This window comes from Pseudonocardia sp. ICBG601 (assembly GCF_020496245.1).
The window spans coordinates 1-23,664 of sequence record NZ_JAHLJA010000175.1 but is presented as its reverse complement, the minus strand read 5'-3'; the positions used below and the strand labels follow the sequence as shown (position 1 = coordinate 23,664).

Sequence of the window (23,664 nt, the reverse complement as noted above, 5' to 3'; positions counted from 1 at the left end):
GGGCGTGTCTCTCAAATGGGAGGGATAACACGCCCCAGTTTCAATAGCGCATGAACTCATTATTGTTTGGTGGGTGCGCCGCCGCGGGTGGTTGCGTGTTTGATGCGGAGTCCGGTGAGGAGTTTCGGGTTCCAGTGTCCGTGTGTGAGTAGTTGGTGTTGGGTGAGCCAGGCGACTGCTGTGTGGAGTTGTTTCCGGAGTCGTTCTCGGTCGTCTTTTCCTAGCCCGGCTGGTCCGGCTTTCCCTTTTTCGAGTAGTGCTCCGATGACGGGGGCTAGTGCTCGGCGTTCCTGTAGTGATGGTGCGCGTCGGGCGAGTACGGCTGCGATCCGTTGTTGAAGTTCGGGTGTGTCTTGTGGGTGCACCATGGTCAGTGGTGTCAGTTTCACTGGCCCGGTGCCCTGGATCTGCATCCAACCGTTTTTCACGGCTTTGAGTGGTTCCGGGGCGGGTTTCGGCTTGGGGGGCGTCGGGGGTTGGCGCTTGCGTTTAGGGGTGGGGCGCTTCTTCGGGGGGAATTCCCCTTCGAGCTCCCCGACCGTGGTGAGGACCAGTATGTGCGCGGGGGTTGTGACGGTTCCGGTTGTGGTCACGTTGTCGAGGTATGCCGACCATGTTCGGCATTTTGTGAATGCGGACAGTTCGAGTCCGGCTTGGGTGGCGATCTGGGGGAGTGCGGCGAGTTCGTCGACGGGGTAGCGGTGGGTGATCTGGAGGGGCAGTCGGGGTGTTCCGGCGGGGAGTGTTGCTGTCACGGTGTCGCCGGGTGCTGCGTCGGGGATTTCGCTGCTGATGGTGGCTGTTTTGCGGCCGTCGGCGAGTCGGGTGAGTGCTCCCCGCCCGAAGATCAACACCGGTTGTGAGTCGCCAGCGGCGGAGTCGACGGCCGTGTTGTCGGCAGCGGTCTCGGCAGCGGTGTCGGTGCTCATCGGGGTCCTGTTTCGTGAGTGCTGTGTCCAGCGGCGGTGTTGTCGGTGTTGTCGGTGGGGTTCGGTTCCGGGTCGGTGGTCACCGGTGGTGCGGGTGTCGGTGTGGTGGTGGTCTCGTCGCTGTCGCTGTCGCTGTCGCTGTCGCTGTCGCTGTCGGGGCGTGTGCGTGTGGTGCGTAGTGCTGTTCCGGCGGGTTGGGTGCCGCAGCCGATGTCGTGGAGTTCGGTGGGGCTCCAGCCGGCGGCGCGTGCGGTGCGGTAGGCGTGGGCGTAGGCGGTTTGTGTGTCGCGCCATCGTTGTCGGGCGTCGTCGAGGTGGGCGCGGGCGGTGTCGACGGCGGTTCCGAGTTCGGCGAGTTCGGTGATGGGTTGGATGCGTGCGCGGAGGAGTTCGCGGGCTGCTGCGCGCGCGTGGGTCTTGGTCTGTGTTGTCGCCGCGCGCGCGTTCATGTGCGGAGTGTATCGGGTCTGGGGTCTTCTGGTGAGCGCCTAGCGCGGCCTTGGACGCCGTCGGGTCCCTTCGTGTGCTGGGCGGTGGGGGTGCTGTCGGGTGCGGAGCTGTGCGGTACGGCTTGCGTGCGCCTGCGGCGCAGCGCAGCGTGCGTTCACCGCGCAGCAAGATGTGTATTTTCCTAAGGAAAATGCCTTGATGGGCAGGAGGTGTGAGACTGTCAGCGTCAGGCCTGAGTGATCCAGACGCCGACAGGGCCGGTCCTGCTGGTGCCATCGCTCAGCCCGATGGAGGAGCCTTCGATGACTCGGACTCGTCGCCCTCGTGCTGAGGGTGGGCGGCCGCACACCATGACCGTGTCGTTCTCGGAGTCGGAGTGGGCGGCGATCGGGGCGGCGGCTGCTCGAGAGGTGCTGGCTCCGGGTGCGTGGGTGGCCGTGTCGGCGGGGCGTGCGGCGGAGCTGTCCGCGCCGGTGGAGGGTTCGGGGGTTCGGGTTTCGGCCGGGGCTGCTGGGGCGTGGATGCAGCGCTTGATGGGGTTGCGTGCGGAGCTGATGGAGGATCGGCGGGTGCTGCGCAATATCGGCGGGAATCTCAACGACATCGCTCGGGTCGCGAACACCGATGGTGCGCTGGAGTCGGCGACAGGTCAGGTCATGGCGCTGGTGGCGCGGTCGGTGGAGCGGATCGACCGGACTGTGGCTGAGGTTGATCAGCAGGTGTCTGGGGCGATGCCGCAGGCGCGGCGGAGCAGGAGTCGGCGGTGATCGTGAAGATCAGTCGAGGGTGGCGGCCGTCCGGGCTCGTCTACTACTTGATGGGGCCCGGCCGGGCGAACGAGCACACGGGGCAGCGGGTCGTGGCGAGCTGGGACGGGGCGCCCGAGATGCATCAGCCCGTGCAGGCCGGTGACGGTTCTTTCGATGTGCGCGCTTTGGTCGATGGGCTCAGCGCTGCGGCGGTGGCGGCCGGGGTCGGTCTGGGTGAGCCGGTGGCGGAACAGGGTAAGCGGATGCGGCAGGGGCCGGTCTGGCATTGCTCGTTGCGTAACTCGCCGGAGGATCCGGTGTTGAGTGACGAGCAGTGGGCGCGGGTGGTCGAGGATTTGATGGATCGGACGGGGATCGCGCGTCGTGGTGATCCGGATGGGTGTCGGTGGGTCGCGATCCGGCACGCCGATGACCATGTGCATGTCGCGGCGGTGCTGGTGCGTCAGGAGTCCGGTCGAAAGTTCTCGCCGTCGTTTGATAAGCGCCGGGCGCGGGAGACGTGTCAGGTGTGGGAGGAGCGTCTGGGTTTGGTGCGGACGGCGGTCGCGTCGGATCTGACGGCGGTGAGCGCCCCGAAGTATGGGGAGTTGGAGAAAGCGAAACGTGTTGCCAGTCCGCTCGTCTCAGCTGCTTCGGTGAGTGTGGGTAGTCGGGAGACGCCGCGGGAGTGGTTGCGGCGAATGGTGCGGTCGGCTGCGGTGGTGTCGCGCGATCCGATGGCGTTTGTCGCGTCGTTGGAGGACGTCGGGGTGATGGTCCGTCCGCGGACGGGCGGCCGTGGTGAGTCAGGTGATGATGGTTCGTCTATGGTCGGTTATTGCGTGGCTGTCCCGGGTGATGTGAACGCTTCTGGGGATCCGGTCTGGTTCTCGGGGAGCACGTTGGCGCCGGATTTGTCTCTTCCTGCGTTGCAGCGGCGGTGGGCTTCGGCGCCGCCGCCACCGGTGGCGGTCGAGGATCGGCCGTATCGTGCGCGGGTGGGTCCGCAGGAACGGGCGGCGGCGATCGCGGGGGCGATCTCGGCGATGGAGCGCGCGACCGCAGCATTGACGTCTAGCGCGACCGGCGCGGCTGATGCGGGTGGGGACGGGATCGCTCATGCTGCGGGGGACATGCTCACTGCGGTCCAGTCGGTGTCGGAGCTGCAGATCGATGTAATGGCGGGCCGTCCAGGTAGTGATTTTGATCGGGCGACTCGGGTCCCGGGGCAGGGGCAGCCGGTGCGGTGGTCGCCGGAGGCGATGTCGTTGCGACAGGCGGCGTGGCGGTTGGCCGCGATCCGCACGGTCGGGCGGCGTGGGAGCGGTGACGCGGCGCGGTTGACGCAGGCGGTGACCACGTTGGTCGGAGAGATCGCGGCGTTGCGGCTGGCGCAGTCGCGGTGGGCGCAAGCCCGCGCTGCAGAACGCTGCCAAACGGAGTTGCGACAGATGGCGCTGTCGTCGGTCGGTGCTGGGGCTCCGGAGGCTGGTGCGCCGCAGCCGGAGATGCCGCGGCCGCAGCGGGGAACGAGGCAGGGGCCGGGTCCGGCACCTGCGGCAGGTACGGGTCCGCCGAGGAGGCGCCGGTGAGTGGTCAGGTCGAGGATGTTCCGCTGTTGGGACTCGGGCGGGAGCAGACCCAGGCGTGGGGTCAGGCGTCGCTCGCTGTGGCGAGCGCGTTGCGGGCTCGCCGTGCGGAGCTGAATCAGCGGGCGTGGAGTCTGGAACGGGCGGCGTCGCGGGCCAGCGACCAGTATGCCCGGGATCTGGACCCGCGAGTGCGGGCGATGGCCGCTGCGGACGAGGCGGCGTTCCGTGCGGCGGCGGAGGTCGCCGCGCCGGATTTCGAGTATCTGGCGTGTCAGGAGTCCCAGTTCGGCTGGCATGTCGAGACCACGATCGGGCCGATGCCGGAGAACTCGCCGTCGGGAACCCGGGGCGCATGGGGGCTGCACGCTCGGGGGTGGGGTAAAGAGAAGACGTTGTCGGTCTTTGTCGTGGTCGGGGACCGTGAGACTGCGGTGCAGCTGCGTGACGAGATCACCCGGGGTGAGCAGCGCACTCTCAAAGATCTCGGGAAGCTGGGCACCTACGGCCATTATCGGGCCGAGCACGCGCGCACCGAGGTCCGGGAAGCCCCGGAGCAGTTGCGGGTGCGGATGGCGCACAGTCTGGCTGGGGCGTGGCCGAACGATCCGGAACTCGTCGCGGCAGTGCTACGGCCGATTCAGCGTGGTGGTGCTGTCAGCTACGACGAGGTCGACCGGCTGGCGATGACGCTGCGGGAGCTGGAAGACCATGGCTGTGAGATGGAAGCGGTCGGGCAGGCGGTGCTGATCGATGACCTGCGCGAGGCCTATGCGGGGGATCCCGATGCTGGGCTGGCTGGGCGGCTTCTCGGTCAGGTCGCGGCGTTGCGGGACCGGATCAGGGGCGTTGACGCTGAGGTTCGAGAGGAGGAGGCCGACACGCAGCTGCTGCTAGGGCCCGCCGCAGCCGTCGTCGGCGTCACAGCGCCGGGACATGAACAGCCGCGGACAGCGGGGTCGGCTGGGGGGCTCGTCCGGCGGACGGGCGCGGATCTGGGCCCGGCGGAACGGCTGCTGCGTCGTCATCTCGCCCCGGCCACGGCTGCTGCAATGATCGGTTGCCGGACATGGCCGGGGCTGGCCAAACAGGTGCTGGAGTGGCAGGCCGCTGGTGTGGACTTCGAGGGCTACCTGGGGCACCTGCCGGAGGCTCGCGTGCAGGAAGCGGTTGTTCCAGCAGCGTATGCGAAGGCCATCATCCGGAGCTGGGTTGATCAAGAAGAATCCGCTCGTATGCAGTCCGCTGCCGCAAGCGTGATGGGGGATGTGCCTGAGGAGCATGACCGGGGCGAGCAGCGGCAGACGCTCAACGACGGGGCCGCGAAACCGGTGACCGGTCCGGATCGCGACGGTGTGCCGGAGGTGCCGTTCGTGATCCGGGAGCTGGACCCGACCAACGCTGTGGAACGCGAGCAGTTGGAGATGGCCCGGGGTGCGGGCACCGTCGCTGATGACCGCTACATCGACGCGATCCTCACCTCGGACGATCCGGTCCGCACCTGGCTTGACCTCAGAGGCACTCCGCAGAGCACCAGCTCGGCGGCGCCGCAGGAACAAGTGCAGACCGGCTTCGCTGTCTTGGCGCCGGCGGTGGCGGCGGCGGCGGAGCAGGTAGAGGGGCAGGCCGCTCGGCCCGGGTTGGAGCACGTGGTGGCCCAGGCCGAGCGTGATGGTTCCCCGATCGCGGGAGCTCTGAGGGCCGAACTCGCTCACCACCCTTCGGTCTCATCGACGCCCCGAACGGTGCCAGAGACAACACAAACACCGGCTCCGGGCCCGGGGCCCTCGCGGACGGTGAGCCACACGGTGCGGCGGCCGCGCTGACCGCTACTCCACCCAGTCCTGCCGCCGCTTCGCGATCTTCGGGGCTGCAGTGTTGGATCTTGTGTCCAAGCGGGTAATCTGTTTCACTCTGCAAGTGACGATTAGCCGTGTATCACGAGCCGTCGCTGTGGCGCTGATCGCCGCCATGTCCATGGCGCTTACCACCGGAGCGGCCACAGCTAGGCCAAGCGGGTCCGCAAGTATCTACCAGGCAAACGCGGCCCACTCTGAAGTCGAGATCGACAGGATTCTAGACTCTGTACCTCCGGATGCTTCTATAGAGGAAGCTGCTCGGATTATCTATCCGAGCGACCCTGTGGGACAGGCTGAGTACATTGACCTCGCTCACGAAATCGATCGCGCCGCTAGCGCGTCTCAGAACAGTCAGGACCGCGTCCTTCCCGTTCTAGTGGCTCGGCTAATTCCGGTACTCGTTAAATGCGTTAAGGGTGCCGTCGTTGGAATTCCGGGGGCGGAAGTTGGTTCCGCAGTATGGGGCCAGGACCATGCGACAACTCAAGAGATGGTTGAGGGGGCCATCAGTGGATGCATCATGGCAGTCGTCCCGGCCCCAGTGCGCGCTGCTGCTCAGGCGGCCAAGCCCCACATTGTCGCAGCGATCACCGCAATCATCATTCGCCTGAGCCGCCCTTGAGTAAGGAGAGGGGAAAGTCGGAGGGGAAGGCCCCAAAGGCCTCGGAGGCTCCGCTCTTTATTTCTCGGCGTGGAGGCTTCGAGTCTCTCTCCTACGCGACCCTGATGACCGCATTCCTGTCCGTCAAGAACGGACTTCCCTGGGGGTATGGAGCCTTGGGGGTTGCTGGCTATGTCGTTCTCATCTTCTCTGTGCTCTTGACTGGCTGGCTATTCGTCACACTCATCGGAAAGAAAGCGGCAGTCTGGTGGCGGAAAAAAAGATGACGTTTCACCCCCGAGGAGGGCGGATAGCAGCAATTGTTTAGGCTTGGGTCATGTCGCGCGGGGCGGCGAAGCTGGGTTGGTTGCGCGGACTGCTCCGAGGAATTCGTTGCTGTAGTAGGTGCTGGACCAGATATCAGGTTCGATCTTGACGACATCACCGGTCTGGGGAGCGTGGAGCATGCGGCCGTTGCCGAGGTAGAGCCCGACGTGGTGGATCCCGCCCGGTCGCCCGTTCGAGGAGAACAAGAGCATGTCGCCGGGGGCGAGCGCGGCAGGGTCGGTGATCGCGGGCTGGAAAGCGTCCCAGATCGCCTGGGTCTGGTGAGGGACGGAGATGTCGATCTCGGCGAAGGCATAGACCATGAGCCCGGAGCAGTCGAAGCCGCCCAGCGTCGGTCCGCGCGCGTTTCCCCCGGCCCACACATAGGGGCGGCCCTGCTGGGACAGGCCGCGGTCGATGACGCGCTGGATCTGCGGATCGACCGGCGGGATCGGTCCGTCGCCGGTGTCGTCGGGACTGCAGGAGACGCCTTGCAGAGCTCCGACGAGAGTCGAGGCGGGGCGTTCCCATTTGGCGTAGGCGTCGGGGAATGCGCTGATTTGCACCGCTTGGGCCGCGCGGGTCAGCGGCATCGTCTCCCAGCCGGGGATCTGCAGCAGCGCGTCGTAGAACAACCGCGCGGACTGACGCGGATCCATCCGGGTCGCGACGTCGCCCCACCCTGCTTCGCGCTGTTGGAACAATCCGACCGAGTCATGATCGGCCCCGACCGCCTCATGCGGGCGTGTCAACGATTCGGCGACAGTGTGGTTGGCGTAGTTGAGCAGGGTCGATTCCTGCATCGCGGTCGCGACCGCGATCACCTGTCCCCTGACAGGGACGCCCATCTCGGCGCCGGTGGCGACGATCAGTCCGGCGTTGCTGACTTGGTCGGTGCCGAAACCCGCGACCAGCTGCGTGGGGTCCGCCCCAGGGGGCGCGCAGACCACGCCGGGTAGTCCCGTGCGGCCGCTGCTGGGGATGCCGATCACGGTGACGAGCAGGACCAACGTGAGCAGCACGGCCATGCCGACGCTGACGATCCCGGCGAGTGCTGCCCACTTCACCGCTGTTCTGCTTCCTCGCTCGTTGCGGGCGGGGGTGTCGACGGTGGCGAGGCGGCTGGTCGCGCCGCGCGACGGGCCTGTTCTAGGGCGCGGGCGTGGTCGCGATAGAAGTCCGGACCGGGGTCGACATGACCGAGGGCGCCGACGCGAGAGTCGTAGGCGTGGTCGCCGCCGCGGCAGGCGGCGAACGGGCCGTCTTCGCTGGTGAGGACCGCGAGCTGACGATCGAGATGGTCGTAGTAGACGACCAGCGCGTTCTCGTCCCCATAGATGGCGTCGGACCAGGAGCGGTGCAGGGCATCGAAGCGGGCGATCGCCTCGGCGTGTAGCCACCACGACCGGCACCAGCGCACCCGGCCCTGGTTCTGCGGGATCTTCTTCTCGATCAGCCGCGCGACATGGTCACGGACCCAGCTCACCAGCGCGCCGATGTCCACCGCTGTACCGGGCCCTCCGGAGACAACGGTTGTATCGGTGGCGGCGGGCTCTGGTGTCGGTACGGCCGTGTCTTCAGCGACGTCGAGGCCGGAGCTCAAGTATTCGACTCGAGTGTCGAGGGTTGTGAGCCGCGCATTGATCTGCCGGGTGAGGCGGTGGAGCTCGTCGAGCCCGGCGATCTTCCGACGGAGCTCGTCGAGCTGGGTGAGAACACTGGCCGCCTCCCCAGGCGGAGCGGCGCTGCTATCGGGGCTTGTCACGGGGGATCTCGTGCGCGCCCGGGGTTTCGGGATCGTTGGTGTTGTTGCCGGTGGCACCGTCCTCGGTGCTCGCGGCGAGGTTCTGGGCGAGGGGATTGTCGGGGCCGAGGGCGGCTACTGCGGCGGCGCGGACCTGGGCGGTGGCCTGCTTGGCGTAAGTGGAGATGTCGTCGGCGTCGTGCTCGCGGTACCAGGGCATCAGCTCGATGAGTACCGGTCGGCGGCCGGCGGAGATCAGGATCGCGTGGCGTTTGTCCAGAGCGGCGATATCGGCGACGGTCATGATCGGCTTGTCCCGGGTCGAGCTGGAGGTCGACGTGCCGCTGCGGCCGTGCTGGTGGGTGTAGGTGGGCACCTCGGCCGGGCCGATCAGATCGCTGATCATGCGGGCGAGGTCAGGGTCCTGCACACCGGCGCCGGTGAGTCTGATCGTCGCGGCGGACCACAGCTTGGCCATCCCGGTCTCGCCCCACCGGGCCGCGCCCTGCTTGAACGATTGCAGGATCGTCATGACCTGGATCGACATCGATCCGAAGAAGGAGTAGTCGTCGGGCAGCCGCGGGAGCGGGCAGGTGTTCGCGGCTTCGTCGAGGACCGCGCGCAGCGGCGGGTCAAGACGTCCGCCCTGGGCGGTGGCGGCGTCGATCGCGGTGCGGAGCAGCGTGTCGACCAGCGCGGTCGTGCCTGGGGCGCCGTTGCTGGAGCTGGCCCGGGTCAGCAGGTAGAACGTGTCGTGAGGGACGGGCCGACCGGCGGCGTCGCTGGTGTAGCCGACTAGGAACCGCCACGGATCGAACTCGACGACCTCGTGTCGGGGCGGGTTCTTCCAGGTCGCGGGCGGGGTGATCATCTGGGCGATGGGTTCGGATTCCAACGCGCCCAGCGCGGTCAGCGCGGTCTCGAACAGCCCACCGCGGGTCTCGACCGGTGTTTCGAGCAGGCCTTGCAATCCGACCGCAGCGTCGGCATGACCGTTGTTCTCAAGCAGGGTGACCGGTTCGGTGGACTGCTGCGCGAGCCAGCGCCGGACATCGCGCAGGCTCCCGTCGCCGGTGATACAGGTGGCGGCCAGGGTCTGCAGGGCGAGGAGCCGGGCGGCGCCCTGGGAGAAGAACGGGTCCCCGCGAGTTTCGCCTCCGGCGCCGATGATCTGGGTGAACGGGGTGAGCATGGTCGCGGCGTCGGTGACGTCGGTGATGCCGTTCAGCGGGTTCCACCACCAGTCGTGCGGCGCCCCGGTCATCCTCTCGGGATCAGCGATGAACACTCGACCGAGACGGGCGCGCAGCCCGATGGTCAGGATGTAGATGTCGACTTTGTTGCTGGAGGCGACGACCGGGCCGGGCGCGGACAAGATCGCGGGCACGACCACCGCCGAGGTCTTGTTCGACCGCGGCCCGGCGAGCATGAGGACGACGTCTTCCTCGGAGCCGTAGAGCAGCCGGCCCGCGCCGAATCCGGTGAGGCTGCGGCCGAGACACATACCGAGGTCCCGCGGGTCGAGATGCTTCGGGTCACCGAGGGTGGGCCGCAGCTGCACAGCACGGGCACGGGCACCGCGGCCGCGCATGTCGCGGGTGTCGCGGCGGCCGGTCATGGCCGTGCGTGCCTGTCCTGGCCCGGCTCTCCGGTGCGCGATCCAGGACGCGACGGCGACGACGGATCCCAGCAGCGGCAGCGTGATCGCCGCCAGCACTGTCCAGAACATCCATCGGGAGCCGGAAGCCCCGATCAGCGGGTCGAGGCTGTTGGACGCTGCGGCGGTGGCCAAGGCTCGCAGGGTCGGACCGCCGAAGGCCGGAGGTGTGGTTGCGGCGGCGTGAGCTGCGGCCCAGCAGCAGGCCATCGCTGTGAACCCCGCTCCTATCACGGCGAGGCCGATCGCGGGGACGGCGAGTTGGCGCCAGGGCGCCGGTTCCATGGGTCCGTTGCTCATCAGCGCTCTCCGGGGGTGGTCTGGGTCCAGGCGTGGTCGGTGTTGTAGAGGTCGCGTTCGCTGGGCATCAGCGATAGCGCGACCGGTAGTCCCATCCGTTCGCCGGACTTGATGAGGTATCGGCCGCGGCCGGGGTGGAGACTGCCGGTGACCCAGGTCGGGGGCGCAGCCCAGGCTCGGACCATCGCCGCTTCCGAGGTGGTCAGAGGGGTGATGCGGCGGACAGCGTCGAGTTCTTTGTCCGCCATCCCGCCGAGAATCATGATCGCGTTGCGGGCGGCCATCCCGCGGGCTTTGGCGCGGTCAGCTTCGGTGGGCAGCGCTTCGAGGTCGTCGAGTGAGTGGGTGACCTGCGCGGATATCTCGCCGCGGGACCGTCCCAGGCGAGTGATCCGATCCGAGCGTTCCACCAGGCCGGGCGCGACACGCAGGGCCCGCCACAGCTCGTCCTGGATCCGGAAGATCCGGCGGCGGTGCCCGAGCGTGGCTGATCCGTCGATGACGGCCGCGGCCCACGCCCAGGACGACAGCATCGCCGCGGCGACGACGTCGTCCTCGTCGTTGTCGAGTTCGGAGATGTCGAGCGACAGCGCGGGCGCGTCGAGGTCAGCGGTGACCGTGGAGGCCCGGTCGAACAGGCCGCGGATCGCGCCGTCACACAACAGCTGCAAGGTGTTGATCAGCTCGCGGGTGTCACGGCGGAACCCGAGGATGGTGTCGACGGCGGCGATGTCGAGCAACGGTGCCGGGGGCGTGGTGAGGACTTTGACGACGTCGGGGATCGTGGGCTCGGCGCGCGGGTCGGTGCTGCTGGCGTGTCGTGTGCCCTCGACGGTCAGATCGAGGGCGGCGCCGAGCAGGCGGCGCTCGGTGACGGTGACCTCAGCGCGCCGCACGATCACCGCAAGCGCTTCGAGCAGTGTCAGACGCCGTGCGCGGATCGTCTCCTGCAGCCGCTCGCGTTCGGTGCCAGTCGTGCAGGCGAGAGCATCGCGTAGCGGTCCGGGGTCGAGCGGATTGAGCGCGTGGTGTCCTCGGCCGATGCGCACCACGCGGCCGCCGAGGTGTTCGACCAGAGCGGTGTATTCGCCTTTGACATCCCCGGGCACGACAGCGGTGTAGCCGAACGCGACCAGCCCGGTCATCAGTCGTTTGACGATGGTCGACTTCCCGATCCCGGGCTGGCCTTGGATCCACATGCCGGTGTTGGTGATCAGGCCCTGGCGGAGCCACTCGGCCGGATCGAGCCCGATCGGCTCGGCGGTGTGCAGGTGGTGCCCGATCGGCACACCGGGCGGTGCCGCCCCGGAGGACACCGCGAACGGAAAGAGCCCACACAGCTGGGTGGTTGTGCCCTGCCACATCACCCCGCCCTCGACGTTCGCCGCGCGCCCCGCGCCCGTGACGGGCCAGCCCAACGGGCGGGGCACCGGCCGACCCCGGTAGCGCGCGCCAGGATCAGCGACGGGAGTTGTAGGCGGAGACATGGCGTTCACCGGGTCTTCCAGATCAGGTCGTCGCCTGCGGCAACGTGGTGGGGTGGGGTCATCGGCGGGGCCGCCGGGCGAGTTCGGTCGGGTTGATTCCGAACCCGAGCGAGGCGGCGAATCCGGCGGCCTGGGAGCCGCACAGGCGTCGGAGCCGGATCTTGGCCTGCCCGGCGCGTTGTTCGACGTCTGCGGTCGCGGCGGGCAGCAGGGTCTCGTCGGTGACGGTGGTGGTCACATACAGGGTGAAACGGCCGACTCCGGCGCCTTCGGCTTCTTCGCGGGCGCTCTGGGTGGCGCGGGCGAGGTCGTCGCGGTCGCGTTGGGTCTCGTCCCGGCGGGTCCGGCGCGACCATGCCCGCCGAACCTGGGTGTTGGTGATCTCGCGCTCGACTTCATCGGCTGCTTCCCCAGCGGACAACGGGGTGTAGAGCAGAGTGAACCGGCGGGGGAACGGACCCGGCGCCAGCAACGGCACGAGGACCTTGTCCATGACTGCCTGGCGTGGGGCTTCGACCATCGCCCAGGTCACTGAGATCCCCGAGTCGTGCCGGTAGTGATCCCACAGCTCCCGGGCGGCGATCGGGCCGGCCTCGGCCCAGTCCAGCAACTCGTCGGGATGATCGCCGATGTGGTTGGCAGTCTGTTCTGTGGGGTGGTCGCCGTAGCCGGTCAGGTCCGAGCGAGTGGCCGGGTCGAACGCGACGCGGAGCCGCCCGGTCAGCCAGGCTGCGCTGGCGCGGCGCCGCACCGCGACGCCGGCCATCCCGAGCTGGGATTCCAAACCGGGTAGCCACCGGGTCACCTCGGCGACCCCAGCGGCCAGATCTGCTGGTCGAGGTGTCGCACGGCTCGGGTCGAAGGTGACCGAGACCCGGGCGTCGACTTCAGCGCTCGACGCCGGTGCGGATGCGGCAAGCTCAGCCATCACCGCCCGGGCGGGAGCCGGGGTCTGGGGATCGACATGGGCGGTGACATGGTCACGCAGTGTCGTCCCGCCCGTCGGGGAGGTATCGATGCTGACAGCGATGTGAGCCACCATCGGCCTGTACCCCAGATCGCCCAGGAACGCTCCCCAGTTCGCGACCCACGCATCGGCTTGGCCGCGGTCGGCCAGGTCCAGCCCGACTGGGGAGACCCGTAGGACCGCAGTCAGGGTGCCGGTGCGGCGGTCCCACAGCAGACCCTGGTGGCCGCCGCGGCCGTCGTCGGTCGATAACGGCACCACTGTTCCCAGCACACCGGGGAGGTCGTGGCGGCGCGGGTGATCGGTCACCATACCGCCGGTCAGCTCGGTCCAGTCTGCGGCGCGGGCACGGGTGAAACGGATCCGGCGCAGGAGCACGTCGGAGACGGAGCTGCCGCCGATCTTGACGACTACAGCGGTGAAGACGAGTGCGCCGATCGCTAGCGCGATGGCTCCGGACAGGCCGGAGAAGTTGAGCAGGATGACCGGGATGGTGACGGCGAGGAACACAGTCAGGGTCTGCCCGGTGCTGAGCTGCCCGATCCCGAATCCGCGCGGCGGGCGCCAGTGGCCGTAGGTGCGCGGCGCATTCACCTCGTGGTCTCCTCTCTCGCAGGATCGGCGCCGCTGGGGCCCCGGCTCGGCGGTATCTCGCTACCGCTGTCAGAGGGCGGAGTGAATTGGTCTGCCGCCGCCCGGCTCGCCTGGACCGCGCGGCCCGCGACCTCCCCTGCCGCAACAGCAGCAGCGCCAGCGGGGCCCGCAGCGGCTGCAGCCGTCCCGGTAGTACCGCCGCTCGTGGCCGCGGCACCGCCGGGAGCCGATCCCCTAGCCGCTGCAGCGCCTCCCCCACGTGTCCCCGCCGCCGTTCCGGAGGACGATGTTCCAGCAGAGCCGGGGGTGGACGGTCCGGCCTGCGGCTCTGGGCTGGAACGTCCGGGCCCGGTGGCCGGAGGCGTTGTTGGGGACGGGGTCGCTCCCGACGCGCCCGGTGGCGCTGCACCAGGGGCGCTGCGGGGGCCGGTGGTCTCCTGACGGCGGAAGTTGCTCAGCGAGCCCAGCGCCACTGCGCCGGTGGCCGCACCTGCGGCAACGCCGCCGATCGATGCACCGCCGCTGACGTTAGTTCCTACCCAGTTGAAGAAGGTCAAGATCGCGGGGAGCGCAATGATCGCCAGGGTCAGCACCATGATCCCCGTCAAGACGGTCGCGATATCTTTCTCCTTATCGGAGAACAACGCCATTCCGATCGCATAAATCCCCGCTGCGAGCGGCTTGTAGATGATCAACCCAATCAGCCAAGTAGTGATCGTCGGAAACCAGCGACTAGTGCCCTTTGAGATCACCCCTGCCGCTGCCAGCGGCAGCATCGCAACAAGCACAAGGATACCCGCTTGGCGCACGAACAGAAACAACCACTGCAGGCCCGCGAGCGGAATGACGACTGCTGCGAGAAAGAGGCGCAGTGTTCCAGTTATATCCCCTTGAAGGGCAGCGTTGACCTGCTCCCCGAACAGCTTGACCTGGCTGGTTACCAGATGTGCAGATGCAGCATCAGCCCCCTCGATGCCGAGGTTGATCGCCGCCAGCGCGGTCGCGTTGATGAGCCCGAACTTCACCAGGCCGAGCGCAATCTCTACCAGTGTTTCACGTCGTCCGGAAATCATGACGCGGGCGAGCTGGGCGAGCACGGCGACAGCTACAATTGTGACCGCGATCGGGCCGACCAGCGTCGCGATACTGGGGTTCTGAGTGACCCTGTCGATAGGCGAAGGGGAAATGAGCCACCAGGCCATCAGGTAGCCAAGCAGCTCCCCGGCGGTCTCACCGAACTGTGCGCCCAACGATCCGAGAGGGTCAAGAGGGTTAAACACCCTACACCACCTCATTGCCAATACTGAATTGGCACATCAGACGAACAGCTCGAGAATACTTGGAAGAGCACCCATGACTGCGAGGCCAAGAACCACGTACCCGACCTTTTCTAAACCGGTTACCGCCAAGCCGCTGCGGCCGCGCGCTCCGGCCATGATGAACCCCGTACCGATCAATCCTGCCACGACAGCCACCGCCAGCAGGGCTGCCTTGACGGTGCCTATGACTGTTTTCACTGACTCACCGAGGGTGCCGGGAAGGTTGCGGGGATCGGCGTCAGGAATGAGGGGTTCGGCCCCTGGGGGCGACGGGGCTTGCAATGGCAGCAAATCCATAGCAGCAGCGACAATATTTAACACTTGACACTCCATAACAACTCAACAGGAAAAGGGGTGAATCAAGCGCTCTGGGGACAATGTGCAGTCGCAGCTTCAGTAACGACGTCGACAAGTTCTCGAAGAGCCTCAGCGAAAGAGCGGATACCTTTCGGTAAACTCCGTTCGTCGTCGACTAGAACGTTGCCAGCCACTGCGTGTGGATGGGGATTGTCGCGCCACTCGGCGACCATCGGAATGCGGATATAGCGATACACGTACGGCTCAGTCAGGCGGATCTTGTTGGTGGTGTTCGTGCCCCAGGTCGCGTGCGGGACATCGTCGACGATCGCCAGGATCGGCGGCGCAGGAGTGGTCTGCAGCGCCCTCTGGGCCGCGCTGACCGAGTACAGCGTGGATCGACAGACGAGGACATCCACTGCGGTCGAGCATCCGTAGATGCCGTGGTCGGCACCACGTAGTGCCTGGGCGACCAGGGTCGTGCCGACACCTCCGGCAACTCCCGCAACGATCGGCGGCTCCACCGCCCACCCCCTACTGTCATGCTCTGACTCTGACGCCGATACAGATCGTATCGTTAGAAAATCTGAGACGATACCCTGGTGTGGTGTCGTTGATCGAGTCAGAGGTAAGACGGTCGGGGAATGGGCCCTTGCGAGGTGTTACTCGCTGGCTCAGCGCAGGGCTGGCCGTCGGAGCCCTAGGCGGTGGGCTCTGGGCAGCATGCACATCCACCACGACACCAGATGCATCTTCCGAATCCACCGCAGCTAACGGGGCCCCGCTGCCTCCTGGCGCCGTGACGGATCCGCTGGTCAGCGCCCGCCTCTGGCTGGAAGCGTCGCGGACTATCAGCTATACGGATCCGGGGCCGCTGACCTGGACTGAACGCGTCGCGCCGCTCGTGACCGGAGCGGTAGCGCAGGCCAACGCGGCACTCACCCATGACGACGCTTCCGGTGCAGGCTGGGGCCAGCTGATTCAAGGACGCTGCGCCGTCAAGGTCAGCGACATCGACGCCATCATCCCGCGAGAAGCACCACGCACTGACCAGCAGGTCTACATACAGGTCGTAGGTACCGTACGAACCAGCTGTCACGCCGCTGGCGCACCGCCAATACCGCCGGAGCGCGTGGCGGCGACCGTAGCCGTGCAGCATGGCACAGACGGGGCCTGGCGGGTCACCGAGCAGCTGTTCTGAATGGCGGGCGCGACAACCGAGCCTCAGTTGTCGTTTCACCGCTCCAGGTAGCCGTGAGCCACGAACCAGTCTCGCAGAGCTTCCTCGATAATGGGCTGAGGAGACAACCCGCTGGCCTCGACTGCCGCGTCCATTGCCTGATCAAGTTCGACAAGGATCCGGCTGGAAAGCGGGACTCTTTCCGGGCCGCGCGGACGGCCTGTGCGGCGGGGTCTCCGCTGTCTGCGTGGTGTTGTTTCAGTCTGCCCTGGTTCTGAAAGTCGCAGCAAGCCGCTGGTCTTCTCGCTGGCGGAGCCGCTGGTCTTCTCGCTGGCGGAGCCGCTGGTCTTCTCGCTGGCGGAGCCGCTGGTCTTCTCGCTGGCGGAGCCGCTGGTCTTCTCGCTGGCGGAGCCGCTGGTCTTCTCGCTGGCGGAGCCGCTGGCTGGCGGAGCCGCTGGTCTTCTCGCTGGCGGAGCCGCTGGTCTTCTCGCTGGCGGAGCCGCTGGTCTTCTCGCTGGCGGAGCCGCTGGTCTTCTCGCTGGCGGAGCCGCTGGTCTTCTCGCTGGCGGAGCCGCTGGTCTTCTCGCTGGCGGAGCCGCTGGTCTTCTCGCTGGCGGAGCCGCTGGTCTTCTCGCTGGCGGAGCCGCTGGTCTTCTCGCTGGCGGAGCCGCTGGTCTTCTCGCTGGCGGAGCCGCTGGTCTTCTCGCTGGCGGAGCCGCTGGTCTTCTCGCTGGCGGAGCCGCTGGTCTTCTCGCTGGCGGAGCCGCTGGTCTTCTCGCTGGCGGAGCCGCTGGTCTTCTCGCTGGCGGAGCCGCTGGTCTTCTCGCTGGCGGAGCCGCTCAGCCGCAGTGGGGGACCTTGGATATCGGCAGGGTCCTGGTGGGCGTCCGTGGCCTTGCGGAGACGGGGCCGCTGGACTGCTTTGTCGATGAGCCCAGCCATCAGGGGGCCTCCGCAATCGTGTTGAGCACCGCCGTGTAGGCGCTTACCAGATCTTGCGCGTCCCGCGTTGTGGCGGTGGTGATCGGCACGCACGCCGTGCGGGCTTCACGGCGCACGATGCGTTTGGGGATGACCACGTCGAGGACGTCGTCGAATTCCTCGGTGAAGCGCCGATCGCTCAGCTCCGCGAGTCGCGTTCGGGGCTCGACGATGGTCCGCAGAACCCCTACCTGGCGCAGCGCCGCCGGATGTGCGCGAGAGACCCGCCGAGCGGTCTTGCGGGCGTCCCGGACTCCGATCAAACCGTCTTCGTCGAGAGTGCCGGGAAACAACACATGCGTGGCCGCGAGCAGGCCGGCCCCGACGAGTTTGCCCCCGGCCCGCGGTGGCAGGTCGATGACTACCAGCCGGAACTGTCTTTTGAAGCCCTCTAGGGATAGAGCAAGGCGGTGCTCGATGTTCGGTGTCGTCAAGTCGGACTCGCGGTGCGCCAGTGCCCGTTCAGCGGCAAGAACTCGGACCCGGTCCCCCCAGTGTGCCCCAGCAGGCCGCACGGCTTGGCTAGCTAAACCACGCAGCTCCGGTAGCTCGCTGGGATCGATCCCCTGGTCCTCGTGAAGTAGGTCGTTGAGGCTAGGCATCTCTGTGACGCCCTCTGGGGCTACTGCGTCGAGTTCAGCGGTCAGAGTGGCGCGCGGGTCGAGGTCGACGGCCAGGACCTCATGCCCAGCAGCCGCCATGACAGCAACCAAGCCACCGGCCAGCGAGGATTTGCCGACCCCACCTTTCTCGCTGTCGATGGCCAGCAGCACCGTGTCAAGCTCATCCGGCCAATGAAGCTGAACCGTCCCCTGGTTCTGCTGACGCTCCAGTACCGCCCAGGCAGTCCTCGTCGATTCGGCAAGCATATACGCAAGCATATACGCAAGCTGCAGTGTCAGCATGATCGATTACGGTAATTTTGGGTGGTCTACACGCCCCGACGGCACCGCCGACCTCTACGTCGTCCCCAAGTAGGGGCGCCGGTAAGGGAGTTGTCACCAGCCGCAAACGAGTCGATCATTGCTGGTCAGCGGGTTTATTTTCGGTGAGGTTGCGGTAGAGGGTGGCGCGGCTGACGCCGAACGCGGCTGCGATCTGGTCGGCGGTCTGGCCGGTGTCGAGGGCGGCCTGGGCCGCGGCGAGCTGGTTGGGGTCGAGTTTGCGGGGTCGGCCGGGCAGTTTGCCCGTGGCTGCGGTGGCCTCGCGGGCGTGGGCGGCGCGTTCGCGCATGAACACTCGTTCCATGTGTGCGAACAGCGCCAGTAGCGCGACGGCGAGTTCGGCCATCGGCGAGTCGTCGGTGGTGTCGATCGGGATCGGGTCCTTCAGGGTCTTGATCCCGATGCCCTGCTCGCGCAGCTCGTGCACGACGTTGAGGCATTCGCGCAGATTGCGGCCGAGTCGGTCGAGGTTGGTCGCGATGATCGTGTCGCCGGAGCGGGCGTAGCGGCGCAGCTCGGTGAAGCCGGGCCGGTCGATGGTGGCGCCGGTCTTCTTGTCGGTGTAGATCCGCTCGTCGGGTATGCCGTGGTGGCCCAGGGCGTCGAGCTGTCGTTCGAGGTCCTGGTGTGTGGTCGAGACGCGGGCGTAGCCCAGTTCCATCACGTCACCGTCCTGGCCTGGTCCCGGTCGGCATCCAGGGCGGCGGCGATCCGCGGGTCGGTAATGGCGGACTCGCCGGTCATGATCGTCTCGTTTCCTCCCGCAACTGTCTCATAAGTTTACCATGTGGCCGTGTTTCGAGGCGGTGTTTCGACGTTAGATTGTGAGACAGCGTGACCTGGGGTGATGTCGATGTCCGAACTCGCCTGCACGCTGTCGCGGAACCTTGGTTTCGAGACCGGCCAGTCAGCCGCTGGAGGCGGCGGCGGCCAGGCGAAGACGGGCGTCCATGTTCAGCCGCACCTCGCCGTAGGGCAGCACGTGCGCCCAGAACAGCGGCGTCAGCCCGCGCCGATCCTCAGCGGTGAGCGCGTCGTCCCACTCGGAGCCAGCGAGCAGGTCCTGGATCATCAGGGTGTTCACGTACACCAGGGCGGCCTGCAAGATCCGCAGGCACAGCACGCTCATCTCCTGCTCGTCGCGCCGGTTGGTGGCCAGGTCCCCGCCCTTGCCGTAGAAGATGACCGCGTTGGCCCGATTCCACGACTCGACCACGTTCAGGCCCTCGTGGATCTCTCGCTGGAGTGCCCGGCTGTGCAGGTAACGGGCCAAGAAGATGGTCTTTTGCGCCCGGCCCAGCTCGATCATCGCCTGGTAGGTCGGGTGCGCTGCGTTGGCCTTCATGAATCGCCGCAGGATCGCCTCGGTCGAGGCGGTGCCCACGCGGATCGCGGTGGCGTACTTGAGCATCTGGTCGTACTGCTCAGCGATGCGGTCCCACCGGACCGGGCGGGTCATCGCCGGTGCCAGACCCGGCCAGGCGTCTGGCTCGCCAGCAGCCGGGCGGTACAGCTTGACCTTGTTGATCCGCTTGATCCTCGGCAGCAGGTCGAACCCGAGCAGCTTCGTGATGCCGAACCCGATCTCGGACTGACCATGCGTGTCCACGTAATTGGCCTCGACCTGCATGTCGGTGCCATGCCGGATCGCGCCGTCGACCATCGCGTGCACCTCGGAGGCCGAGCAGTTCAGCCGCTGCGAGTGGATCACCACGGAGCCGCGCTCGACGTGCCAGTAGATCAGCACCCCTCGGCCGCCGTAGCGGGAGTGCCACTCGGTGAAGATGTTCTGGTCGAACGCGCCGAAGTGAGTCGAGTCGCTGGCCACGGCGGTGGATCCGTCGCCCCACAGTGTCTGCTGGCGGGCGGCGAAGGTGGCGTTGGCGATCTCGATCGCGATCTGCCGCGCGGCCTCGGTGCTCAGGTAGCGGCGCCGGGCGTAGCGAATCTCGTCCTCGGAATGCCCGTGCTCGCCGCCGGCGACCGCACGGATGCCGGTGTTGGTGCCGTACCCGTAGATAGCCAGCAGCAACCGCTCGGCCAGCACGTGCTCGGGCAAGGTGCCGCGGTCGGCGACCGAGGTCACCGCCGACAGGCAGCCGGTGCGCAGCACCGCCTCCTTGAGCATGTCGATCAGCGGCACCGTGCCCCACCGGGCCTGCACAGCCTGCTTGAGCCGGCGCAGGTTGCGCGGCTCCGGCGAGGCCTCCAGCGGGGCCAGCTTGACCGCGCCAGCCGCGCGGTCGCTAATCGACAACCAATCGCAGCCCGGCAGGGCGGTGTGCAGGGCCTCCAGCTCGGCGCGCATCTCGGCTTGCAGGTCGGCGATGAACTGGCTGGGGTCCAGCGGCTTGCGCAGCGCCTGGTAGTGCTCGACGCGATGGTCCTCGAAATCGGTCGGAAGGTCTTCGGCCGGGTTGCGCCAGGTGTCCGCGCCGACGACCCAGATTTCCTTGCACCGCAACTGCTCGCGTAGCGCCTGGAAGGTGCACACCTCGTAGACCATGCGCACGACCCGTTGCCGGCGGCGCTTGTCGTCCTTGTAAACCAGCGCCTCCCAGTCCTCGCTCAGGCCGCGATGGACCGGGATGTGCTCGCCGGCCGGGTAGTAGTGCAGGTTCCCGGCGCTGGCGTAGCGGGTGATCAGCTCCAGCGCGTCGAGCACCGGCCGGTGGGTGGTGTTGTTGCTGCGGAACTCCAGCACGTCCAGCAGCTTGATCAGCCCAGTCCGGTAGTGGTTGGTGTAGGAGCCCTTCAGCGTGGCCTTCACGGTGCGCTGGTAGGTCGGCCCGGAGGACTTGAACTCCGCGATCAGGTCGGCCAGCACGGCCTGCGGCGCGACCGGGAACACGGTGTCGCGCACGAGCTGGTCGCCGGCGTTCACGGTCGCCTCGGCGACCCGGAACAGCAAGTTCTCCTTGCCGGTGACCCGCTTGAACTCCTTGATCAGCTCCTTGGTCACCCGGACCTCGGCGCGGGCGTTGATCCGGTGCACGGTGGAGATCAGCAGCTCGACCAGCGTGTCGGTGATCTCCCGTTCCCGGCAGTGCAACAACGCCGCCAGCAGGGCCAGCGTCACCTCAGGCGCGTGTCCGCGCAGGTGGCTGGGCGCCTCGACCGCCGCCCGCGCCCGCCAGGCGGCGACCACCTTCGGGGCGATGTCGGCGAACACGCCGGCTGACAGGCCGACCGCCCGTACCGCTTCCAGCTTGGCGATCTCGGTCAACATCGTGTTCAGGCTGACGTTGCCCGGATCGGACCGGATCGAGGCCAGCACCGCCGGCCCGTCACCGTCCCCGCCGGGTTGGCCGTCGTCATCGGCACCGGCCGCGACCAAGGCGAACAGCCGAACGCGCACCGCCTCGGATAAGCGGATCGCCACCCGTGCGAACAGCAGCTCCTCGCCGCGGTGCAGCGCCGAGCGCACGATCCGGTCGACGCGGCCGCCGGTGGGCGGCTCGATACGTTCCTCCCGGCACCGGTCCAGCAGCTGGTCACGGACACGTTCAGCGCCGCGCTCGGTCTGGGTGACGGTGGTGACCAGCCACTCGGTGAGCTTGTCGGCGTCGGCGACGCTGCACTCCCGGAACCCCAGTGTCCGGCGAATCTGGCTGCGATGGAACTCGATCGTGCGGCCGGACCAGTCGTAGAACGCCAGCTCGGTCACCGGCACACCGACCTGCCGGGCCACGTAGTCCACAGCGGCGTCGGGGATCTCGCTCCGGCTGCGGGGAAACCGGCCGTGCTCGGTGTAAAAGCGCAGCAACACCGCGAACCCGAGCCGCGTCGCGCCACGCTTGCCGGCCACCATCGCCAGCTCGGCCTCGACCAGCGTCCACCGATCGATCAGTTCGTCCTGACCCAGCTCACGCGCCACGCACGGACGCTACTCCCACCCCCCGGACACCGCCGCGACCAGAGATTCAGGGTCAAGCCCCCAGCGCTCGTTTGCGGCTGATGACACGATCCTTACCGGCACCCCGATCTGGGGGCGTTTGTGGACGTCGCGGTACCCACTCGCCGCGGACAAGTTCGACGACGGCGTGTGGCGGCAGACCCGGGAGGAGGCGATGACCCGGATGCACGTCGAGCTGCACCCCAAGCAGGTGTGGGGGTTGATCGGCATCGACGGCGACAGCGCCGACGCGGTCCTACGGATGGTCTCCACCGTCGACAGCCACCCGATGCCGAACGTGATCATCGAGAACCCCGTCAACGGCCACGCCCACGCCGGATTCGGCATCACGACACCGATCAACGTCACCAACTACGGATCACGCCGCGCGGTCCGCTACGGCCTCTCCATCGAAGAAGCACTACGGCGCGCCGTCGGCGGGGACCCGTCCTATCCCGGCGGCTGATCAAAAACCCGTTCCACTCCCGCTGGATCACCCACTTCCTCCACGACAAAACCTCCACCCTCAACCAATACGGGGCGATCCTGACCGCCGCCGGACACATGCCCGGACGCGGCTGGCACAACCAGCGGCGGCGTGAACCCGTCGGCTACTCCCGCAACGAAACCCTGTTCCACATGGTCCGCCGCTTCGCCTACCGGGAAATGCGGCACCACTGGGGCGACGCCGACGGCTACCGCGCCGCCGTCGCCAAACACGTCGCCATCCTCAACGCCGACTTCCCGATCCCCCTCGGCGGGAACGAACTCGGCCACATCTCCCAGTCCATCTCCGACTGGACCATCAACTACTCCCGCATGTGGAACGACGGCCCCGCCGCCTACGACGCAGCATTCTCCGCCATCCAAGCCGCCCGCGGACGCAAAGGAGGCCGAGTAGGCTCCGGACGCAACGGAGGACTCGCCGGAAACAGCCGACCCGGAGGACTCGCGCGCGGCGGAGACCAGGCTGAGGCGTCGCAGCAGATTCGAGAGATGATGGCGAAGGTGGCCTACTCATGACTGCGCAAATTCCGAAGCGGCGAACCAAGTCTGCTCGCGACCTCGCTGAACAGTTCGGCGTCACTCGCGCCACTGTCGTGCGCATGATGGCCGAACCGCGAGACGACTACGAACGGCGGGCGCGACAACGCCGTGCCGCTGCGGTGCAGCTCCGCCTCCAGGGACTCACCTACCGCGAGATCGCGGAACGGCTCGGCACCAGCATCGGGTCCGTCGGGCACGTGCTTTATACCGCCCGCCGCAACGGCGACTGGGCTGCTGCTGTGGCTCGCCATACCGCTGATCACGCAGAGTGAGATTTCGAAGGATGTCCCAAAACGGCCCTCAATCCGTACCAATCCGTACCATCCGTAACAGCAATGCTAACTGTGCAGGTCAGGCTCTGATTATGGGTGGTACGGATTGAGGGGGTGGTACGGATCAATCCGTACCACCCCCTCAGCGGACAGCGCGCTCACGCGCGCCGAAGATCGCCCTGAAGGCAGCCTGACCAGCTATTCTGCTGATCCGGTGGACACCTGGGCACGATCGTCACTGTTGGTGACGAGATCAGGCGTGTAGCGCCGCCAGGCATCGGCGAAAGCCTCGCGGCGATATCCCTTGGTCTGTCCGAGCCCGGCGAACCGGATGGTCGCCGGGCGGATGTCGTACTCGCTCAGCAGGACGCCGAGGCGTCGGGCGGTGAGTCCCTCGCCGCGTGGTCCGTAGTCCGCCCACGGCGCTTCGGGTCGGCGCGGAGTTGCTGGAGGAGTCGCATGGTCGGCAACGCGGC

The 23,664-nt window shown here is 67.4% G+C and carries 22 protein-coding genes; 8 read left to right on the top strand and 14 right to left on the bottom strand.

The features are described 5' to 3' along the window. Positions 1-59: 59 nt before the first annotated feature. Positions 60-929, bottom strand: a complete 870-nt coding sequence (locus KPL57_RS57205; protein WP_226358512.1) for a hypothetical protein — start codon at positions 927-929, stop codon at positions 60-62. Beyond that, positions 926-1,378, bottom strand: a complete 453-nt coding sequence (locus KPL57_RS57200) for a hypothetical protein (protein ID WP_226358511.1) — start codon at positions 1,376-1,378, stop codon at positions 926-928. Before KPL57_RS57200 ends, KPL57_RS57205 begins: the two co-directional genes overlap by 4 nt. 351 nt (positions 1,379-1,729) lie before the next feature. Between KPL57_RS57200 and KPL57_RS57195 the strand changes: the two genes are divergently transcribed. Genes KPL57_RS57195 through KPL57_RS57185 form a run of 3 tightly spaced genes read left to right on the top strand, consistent with a single transcriptional unit; the run spans position 1,730 to position 5,543 of the window. Then, a complete protein-coding gene (locus KPL57_RS57195) occupies positions 1,730-2,146 on the top strand; it encodes a MobC family plasmid mobilization relaxosome protein (protein ID WP_226358510.1) in 417 nt (138 codons plus the stop codon). Continuing rightward, on the top strand, positions 2,143-3,720 hold the full coding sequence (locus KPL57_RS57190; protein ID WP_226358509.1) for a relaxase/mobilization nuclease domain-containing protein: 1,578 nt from the start codon (positions 2,143-2,145) through the stop codon (positions 3,718-3,720). The genes KPL57_RS57195 and KPL57_RS57190 overlap by 4 nt, the downstream gene beginning before the upstream one ends. Further along, positions 3,717-5,543 carry a hypothetical protein gene (locus KPL57_RS57185; protein WP_226358508.1) on the top strand — a complete coding sequence of 609 codons (1,827 nt, stop codon included), beginning with the start codon at positions 3,717-3,719 and terminating at the stop codon, positions 5,541-5,543. Before KPL57_RS57190 ends, KPL57_RS57185 begins: the two co-directional genes overlap by 4 nt. 969 nt (positions 5,544-6,512) lie before the next feature. Here the strand turns inward: KPL57_RS57185 and KPL57_RS71110 are convergent. The 8 genes from KPL57_RS71110 to KPL57_RS57145 all read right to left on the bottom strand — a co-directional run bounded on the left by KPL57_RS71110 (position 6,513) and on the right by KPL57_RS57145 (position 15,393). Then, the gene (locus KPL57_RS71110; protein WP_226358507.1) at positions 6,513-7,571 is read right to left on the bottom strand and encodes a C40 family peptidase; all 1,059 of its coding nucleotides are present in this window, start codon (positions 7,569-7,571) and stop codon (positions 6,513-6,515) included. Further along, complete coding sequence (locus KPL57_RS57175) at positions 7,568-8,269, bottom strand: DUF4913 domain-containing protein (protein WP_226358506.1); 702 nt, start codon at positions 8,267-8,269, stop codon at positions 7,568-7,570. Before KPL57_RS57175 ends, KPL57_RS71110 begins: the two co-directional genes overlap by 4 nt. Beyond that, positions 8,253-10,205 (bottom strand): TraM recognition domain-containing protein, encoded by a 1,953-nt coding sequence (locus KPL57_RS57170; RefSeq protein WP_226358505.1) that lies wholly within the window; start codon positions 10,203-10,205, stop codon positions 8,253-8,255. The genes KPL57_RS57175 and KPL57_RS57170 overlap by 17 nt, the downstream gene beginning before the upstream one ends. Next, positions 10,205-11,635: a hypothetical protein gene (locus tag KPL57_RS57165; RefSeq protein ID WP_226358504.1), complete on the bottom strand. Its 1,431-nt coding sequence runs from the start codon at positions 11,633-11,635 to the stop codon at positions 10,205-10,207. Before KPL57_RS57165 ends, KPL57_RS57170 begins: the two co-directional genes overlap by 1 nt. A gap of 115 nt (positions 11,636-11,750) precedes the next feature. Continuing rightward, positions 11,751-13,253 carry an SCO6880 family protein gene (locus KPL57_RS57160; RefSeq protein ID WP_226358503.1) on the bottom strand — a complete coding sequence of 501 codons (1,503 nt, stop codon included), beginning with the start codon at positions 13,251-13,253 and terminating at the stop codon, positions 11,751-11,753. After that, a complete protein-coding gene (locus tag KPL57_RS57155) occupies positions 13,250-14,503 on the bottom strand; it encodes a hypothetical protein (RefSeq protein ID WP_226358502.1) in 1,254 nt (417 codons plus the stop codon). Before KPL57_RS57155 ends, KPL57_RS57160 begins: the two co-directional genes overlap by 4 nt. A gap of 66 nt (positions 14,504-14,569) precedes the next feature. Then, positions 14,570-14,893 (bottom strand): hypothetical protein, encoded by a 324-nt coding sequence (locus tag KPL57_RS57150; protein ID WP_226358501.1) that lies wholly within the window; start codon positions 14,891-14,893, stop codon positions 14,570-14,572. A 38-nt stretch (positions 14,894-14,931) separates the two neighbouring features. Further along, positions 14,932-15,393: a hypothetical protein gene (locus tag KPL57_RS57145; protein ID WP_226358500.1), complete on the bottom strand. Its 462-nt coding sequence runs from the start codon at positions 15,391-15,393 to the stop codon at positions 14,932-14,934. 275 nt (positions 15,394-15,668) lie between these two features. Between KPL57_RS57145 and KPL57_RS57140 the strand changes: the two genes are divergently transcribed. Together KPL57_RS57140 and KPL57_RS57135 are read left to right on the top strand one after the other, a co-directional pair. Next, positions 15,669-16,070 (top strand): hypothetical protein, encoded by a 402-nt coding sequence (locus KPL57_RS57140; protein ID WP_226358499.1) that lies wholly within the window; start codon positions 15,669-15,671, stop codon positions 16,068-16,070. A gap of 226 nt (positions 16,071-16,296) precedes the next feature. Further along, positions 16,297-17,016: a hypothetical protein gene (locus KPL57_RS57135; RefSeq protein ID WP_226358498.1), complete on the top strand. Its 720-nt coding sequence runs from the start codon at positions 16,297-16,299 to the stop codon at positions 17,014-17,016. On the opposite strand, the gene KPL57_RS57130 is transcribed toward KPL57_RS57135, so the two are convergent. From KPL57_RS57130 to KPL57_RS57120, 3 genes are all read right to left on the bottom strand, one after another. Next, positions 16,991-17,935 (bottom strand): ParA family protein, encoded by a 945-nt coding sequence (locus tag KPL57_RS57130; protein ID WP_226358493.1) that lies wholly within the window; start codon positions 17,933-17,935, stop codon positions 16,991-16,993. The genes KPL57_RS57135 and KPL57_RS57130 overlap by 26 nt on opposite strands. Before the next feature lie 115 nt (positions 17,936-18,050). Further along, positions 18,051-18,635, bottom strand: coding sequence for a recombinase family protein (locus KPL57_RS57125; protein ID WP_226351775.1), 585 nt, complete (start codon positions 18,633-18,635; stop codon positions 18,051-18,053). 246 nt (positions 18,636-18,881) lie between these two features. Next, the gene (locus KPL57_RS57120; protein WP_226351132.1) at positions 18,882-21,851 is read right to left on the bottom strand and encodes a Tn3 family transposase; all 2,970 of its coding nucleotides are present in this window, start codon (positions 21,849-21,851) and stop codon (positions 18,882-18,884) included. Between the two features lie 118 nt (positions 21,852-21,969). Here KPL57_RS57120 and KPL57_RS57115 point away from each other — a divergent pair, with 118 nt between their 5' ends. The 3 genes from KPL57_RS57115 to KPL57_RS57105 all read left to right on the top strand — a co-directional run bounded on the left by KPL57_RS57115 (position 21,970) and on the right by KPL57_RS57105 (position 23,188). Next, positions 21,970-22,335, top strand: coding sequence for a replication initiation protein (locus tag KPL57_RS57115; RefSeq protein WP_226358497.1), 366 nt, complete (start codon positions 21,970-21,972; stop codon positions 22,333-22,335). 98 nt (positions 22,336-22,433) lie between these two features. Then, positions 22,434-22,892 carry a hypothetical protein gene (locus KPL57_RS57110; RefSeq protein ID WP_226358496.1) on the top strand — a complete coding sequence of 153 codons (459 nt, stop codon included), beginning with the start codon at positions 22,434-22,436 and terminating at the stop codon, positions 22,890-22,892. After that, entirely contained in the window at positions 22,889-23,188 is a 300-nt protein-coding gene (locus tag KPL57_RS57105) for a sigma factor-like helix-turn-helix DNA-binding protein (protein WP_226358491.1), read from the top strand. Before KPL57_RS57110 ends, KPL57_RS57105 begins: the two co-directional genes overlap by 4 nt. 198 nt (positions 23,189-23,386) lie before the next feature. Here KPL57_RS57105 and KPL57_RS57100 read toward each other — a convergent pair. Continuing rightward, a partial coding sequence (locus KPL57_RS57100; RefSeq protein WP_226358495.1) for a DUF3631 domain-containing protein occupies positions 23,387-23,664 on the bottom strand: 278 nt, incomplete at its 5' end.

Bases quoted from the DNA above. Each gene is read 5' to 3' on its own strand.
- KPL57_RS57170 (WP_226358505.1), bottom strand. From the start codon at position 10,205: ATGAGCAACGGACCCATGGAACCGGCGCCCTGGCGCCAACTCGCCGTC.
- KPL57_RS57125 (WP_226351775.1), bottom strand. From the start codon at position 18,635: ATGGAACTGGGCTACGCCCGCGTCTCGACCACACACCAGGACCTCGAA.
- KPL57_RS57105 (WP_226358491.1), top strand. From the start codon at position 22,889: ATGACTGCGCAAATTCCGAAGCGGCGAACCAAGTCTGCTCGCGACCTC.
- KPL57_RS57205 (WP_226358512.1), bottom strand. From the start codon at position 929: ATGAGCACCGACACCGCTGCCGAGACCGCTGCCGACAACACGGCCGTC.
- KPL57_RS57130 (WP_226358493.1), bottom strand. From the start codon at position 17,935: ATGCTGACACTGCAGCTTGCGTATATGCTTGCGTATATGCTTGCCGAA.
- KPL57_RS57200 (WP_226358511.1), bottom strand. From the start codon at position 1,378: ATGAACGCGCGCGCGGCGACAACACAGACCAAGACCCACGCGCGCGCA.
- KPL57_RS57110 (WP_226358496.1), top strand. From the start codon at position 22,434: ATGCCCGGACGCGGCTGGCACAACCAGCGGCGGCGTGAACCCGTCGGC.
- KPL57_RS57195 (WP_226358510.1), top strand. From the start codon at position 1,730: ATGACCGTGTCGTTCTCGGAGTCGGAGTGGGCGGCGATCGGGGCGGCG.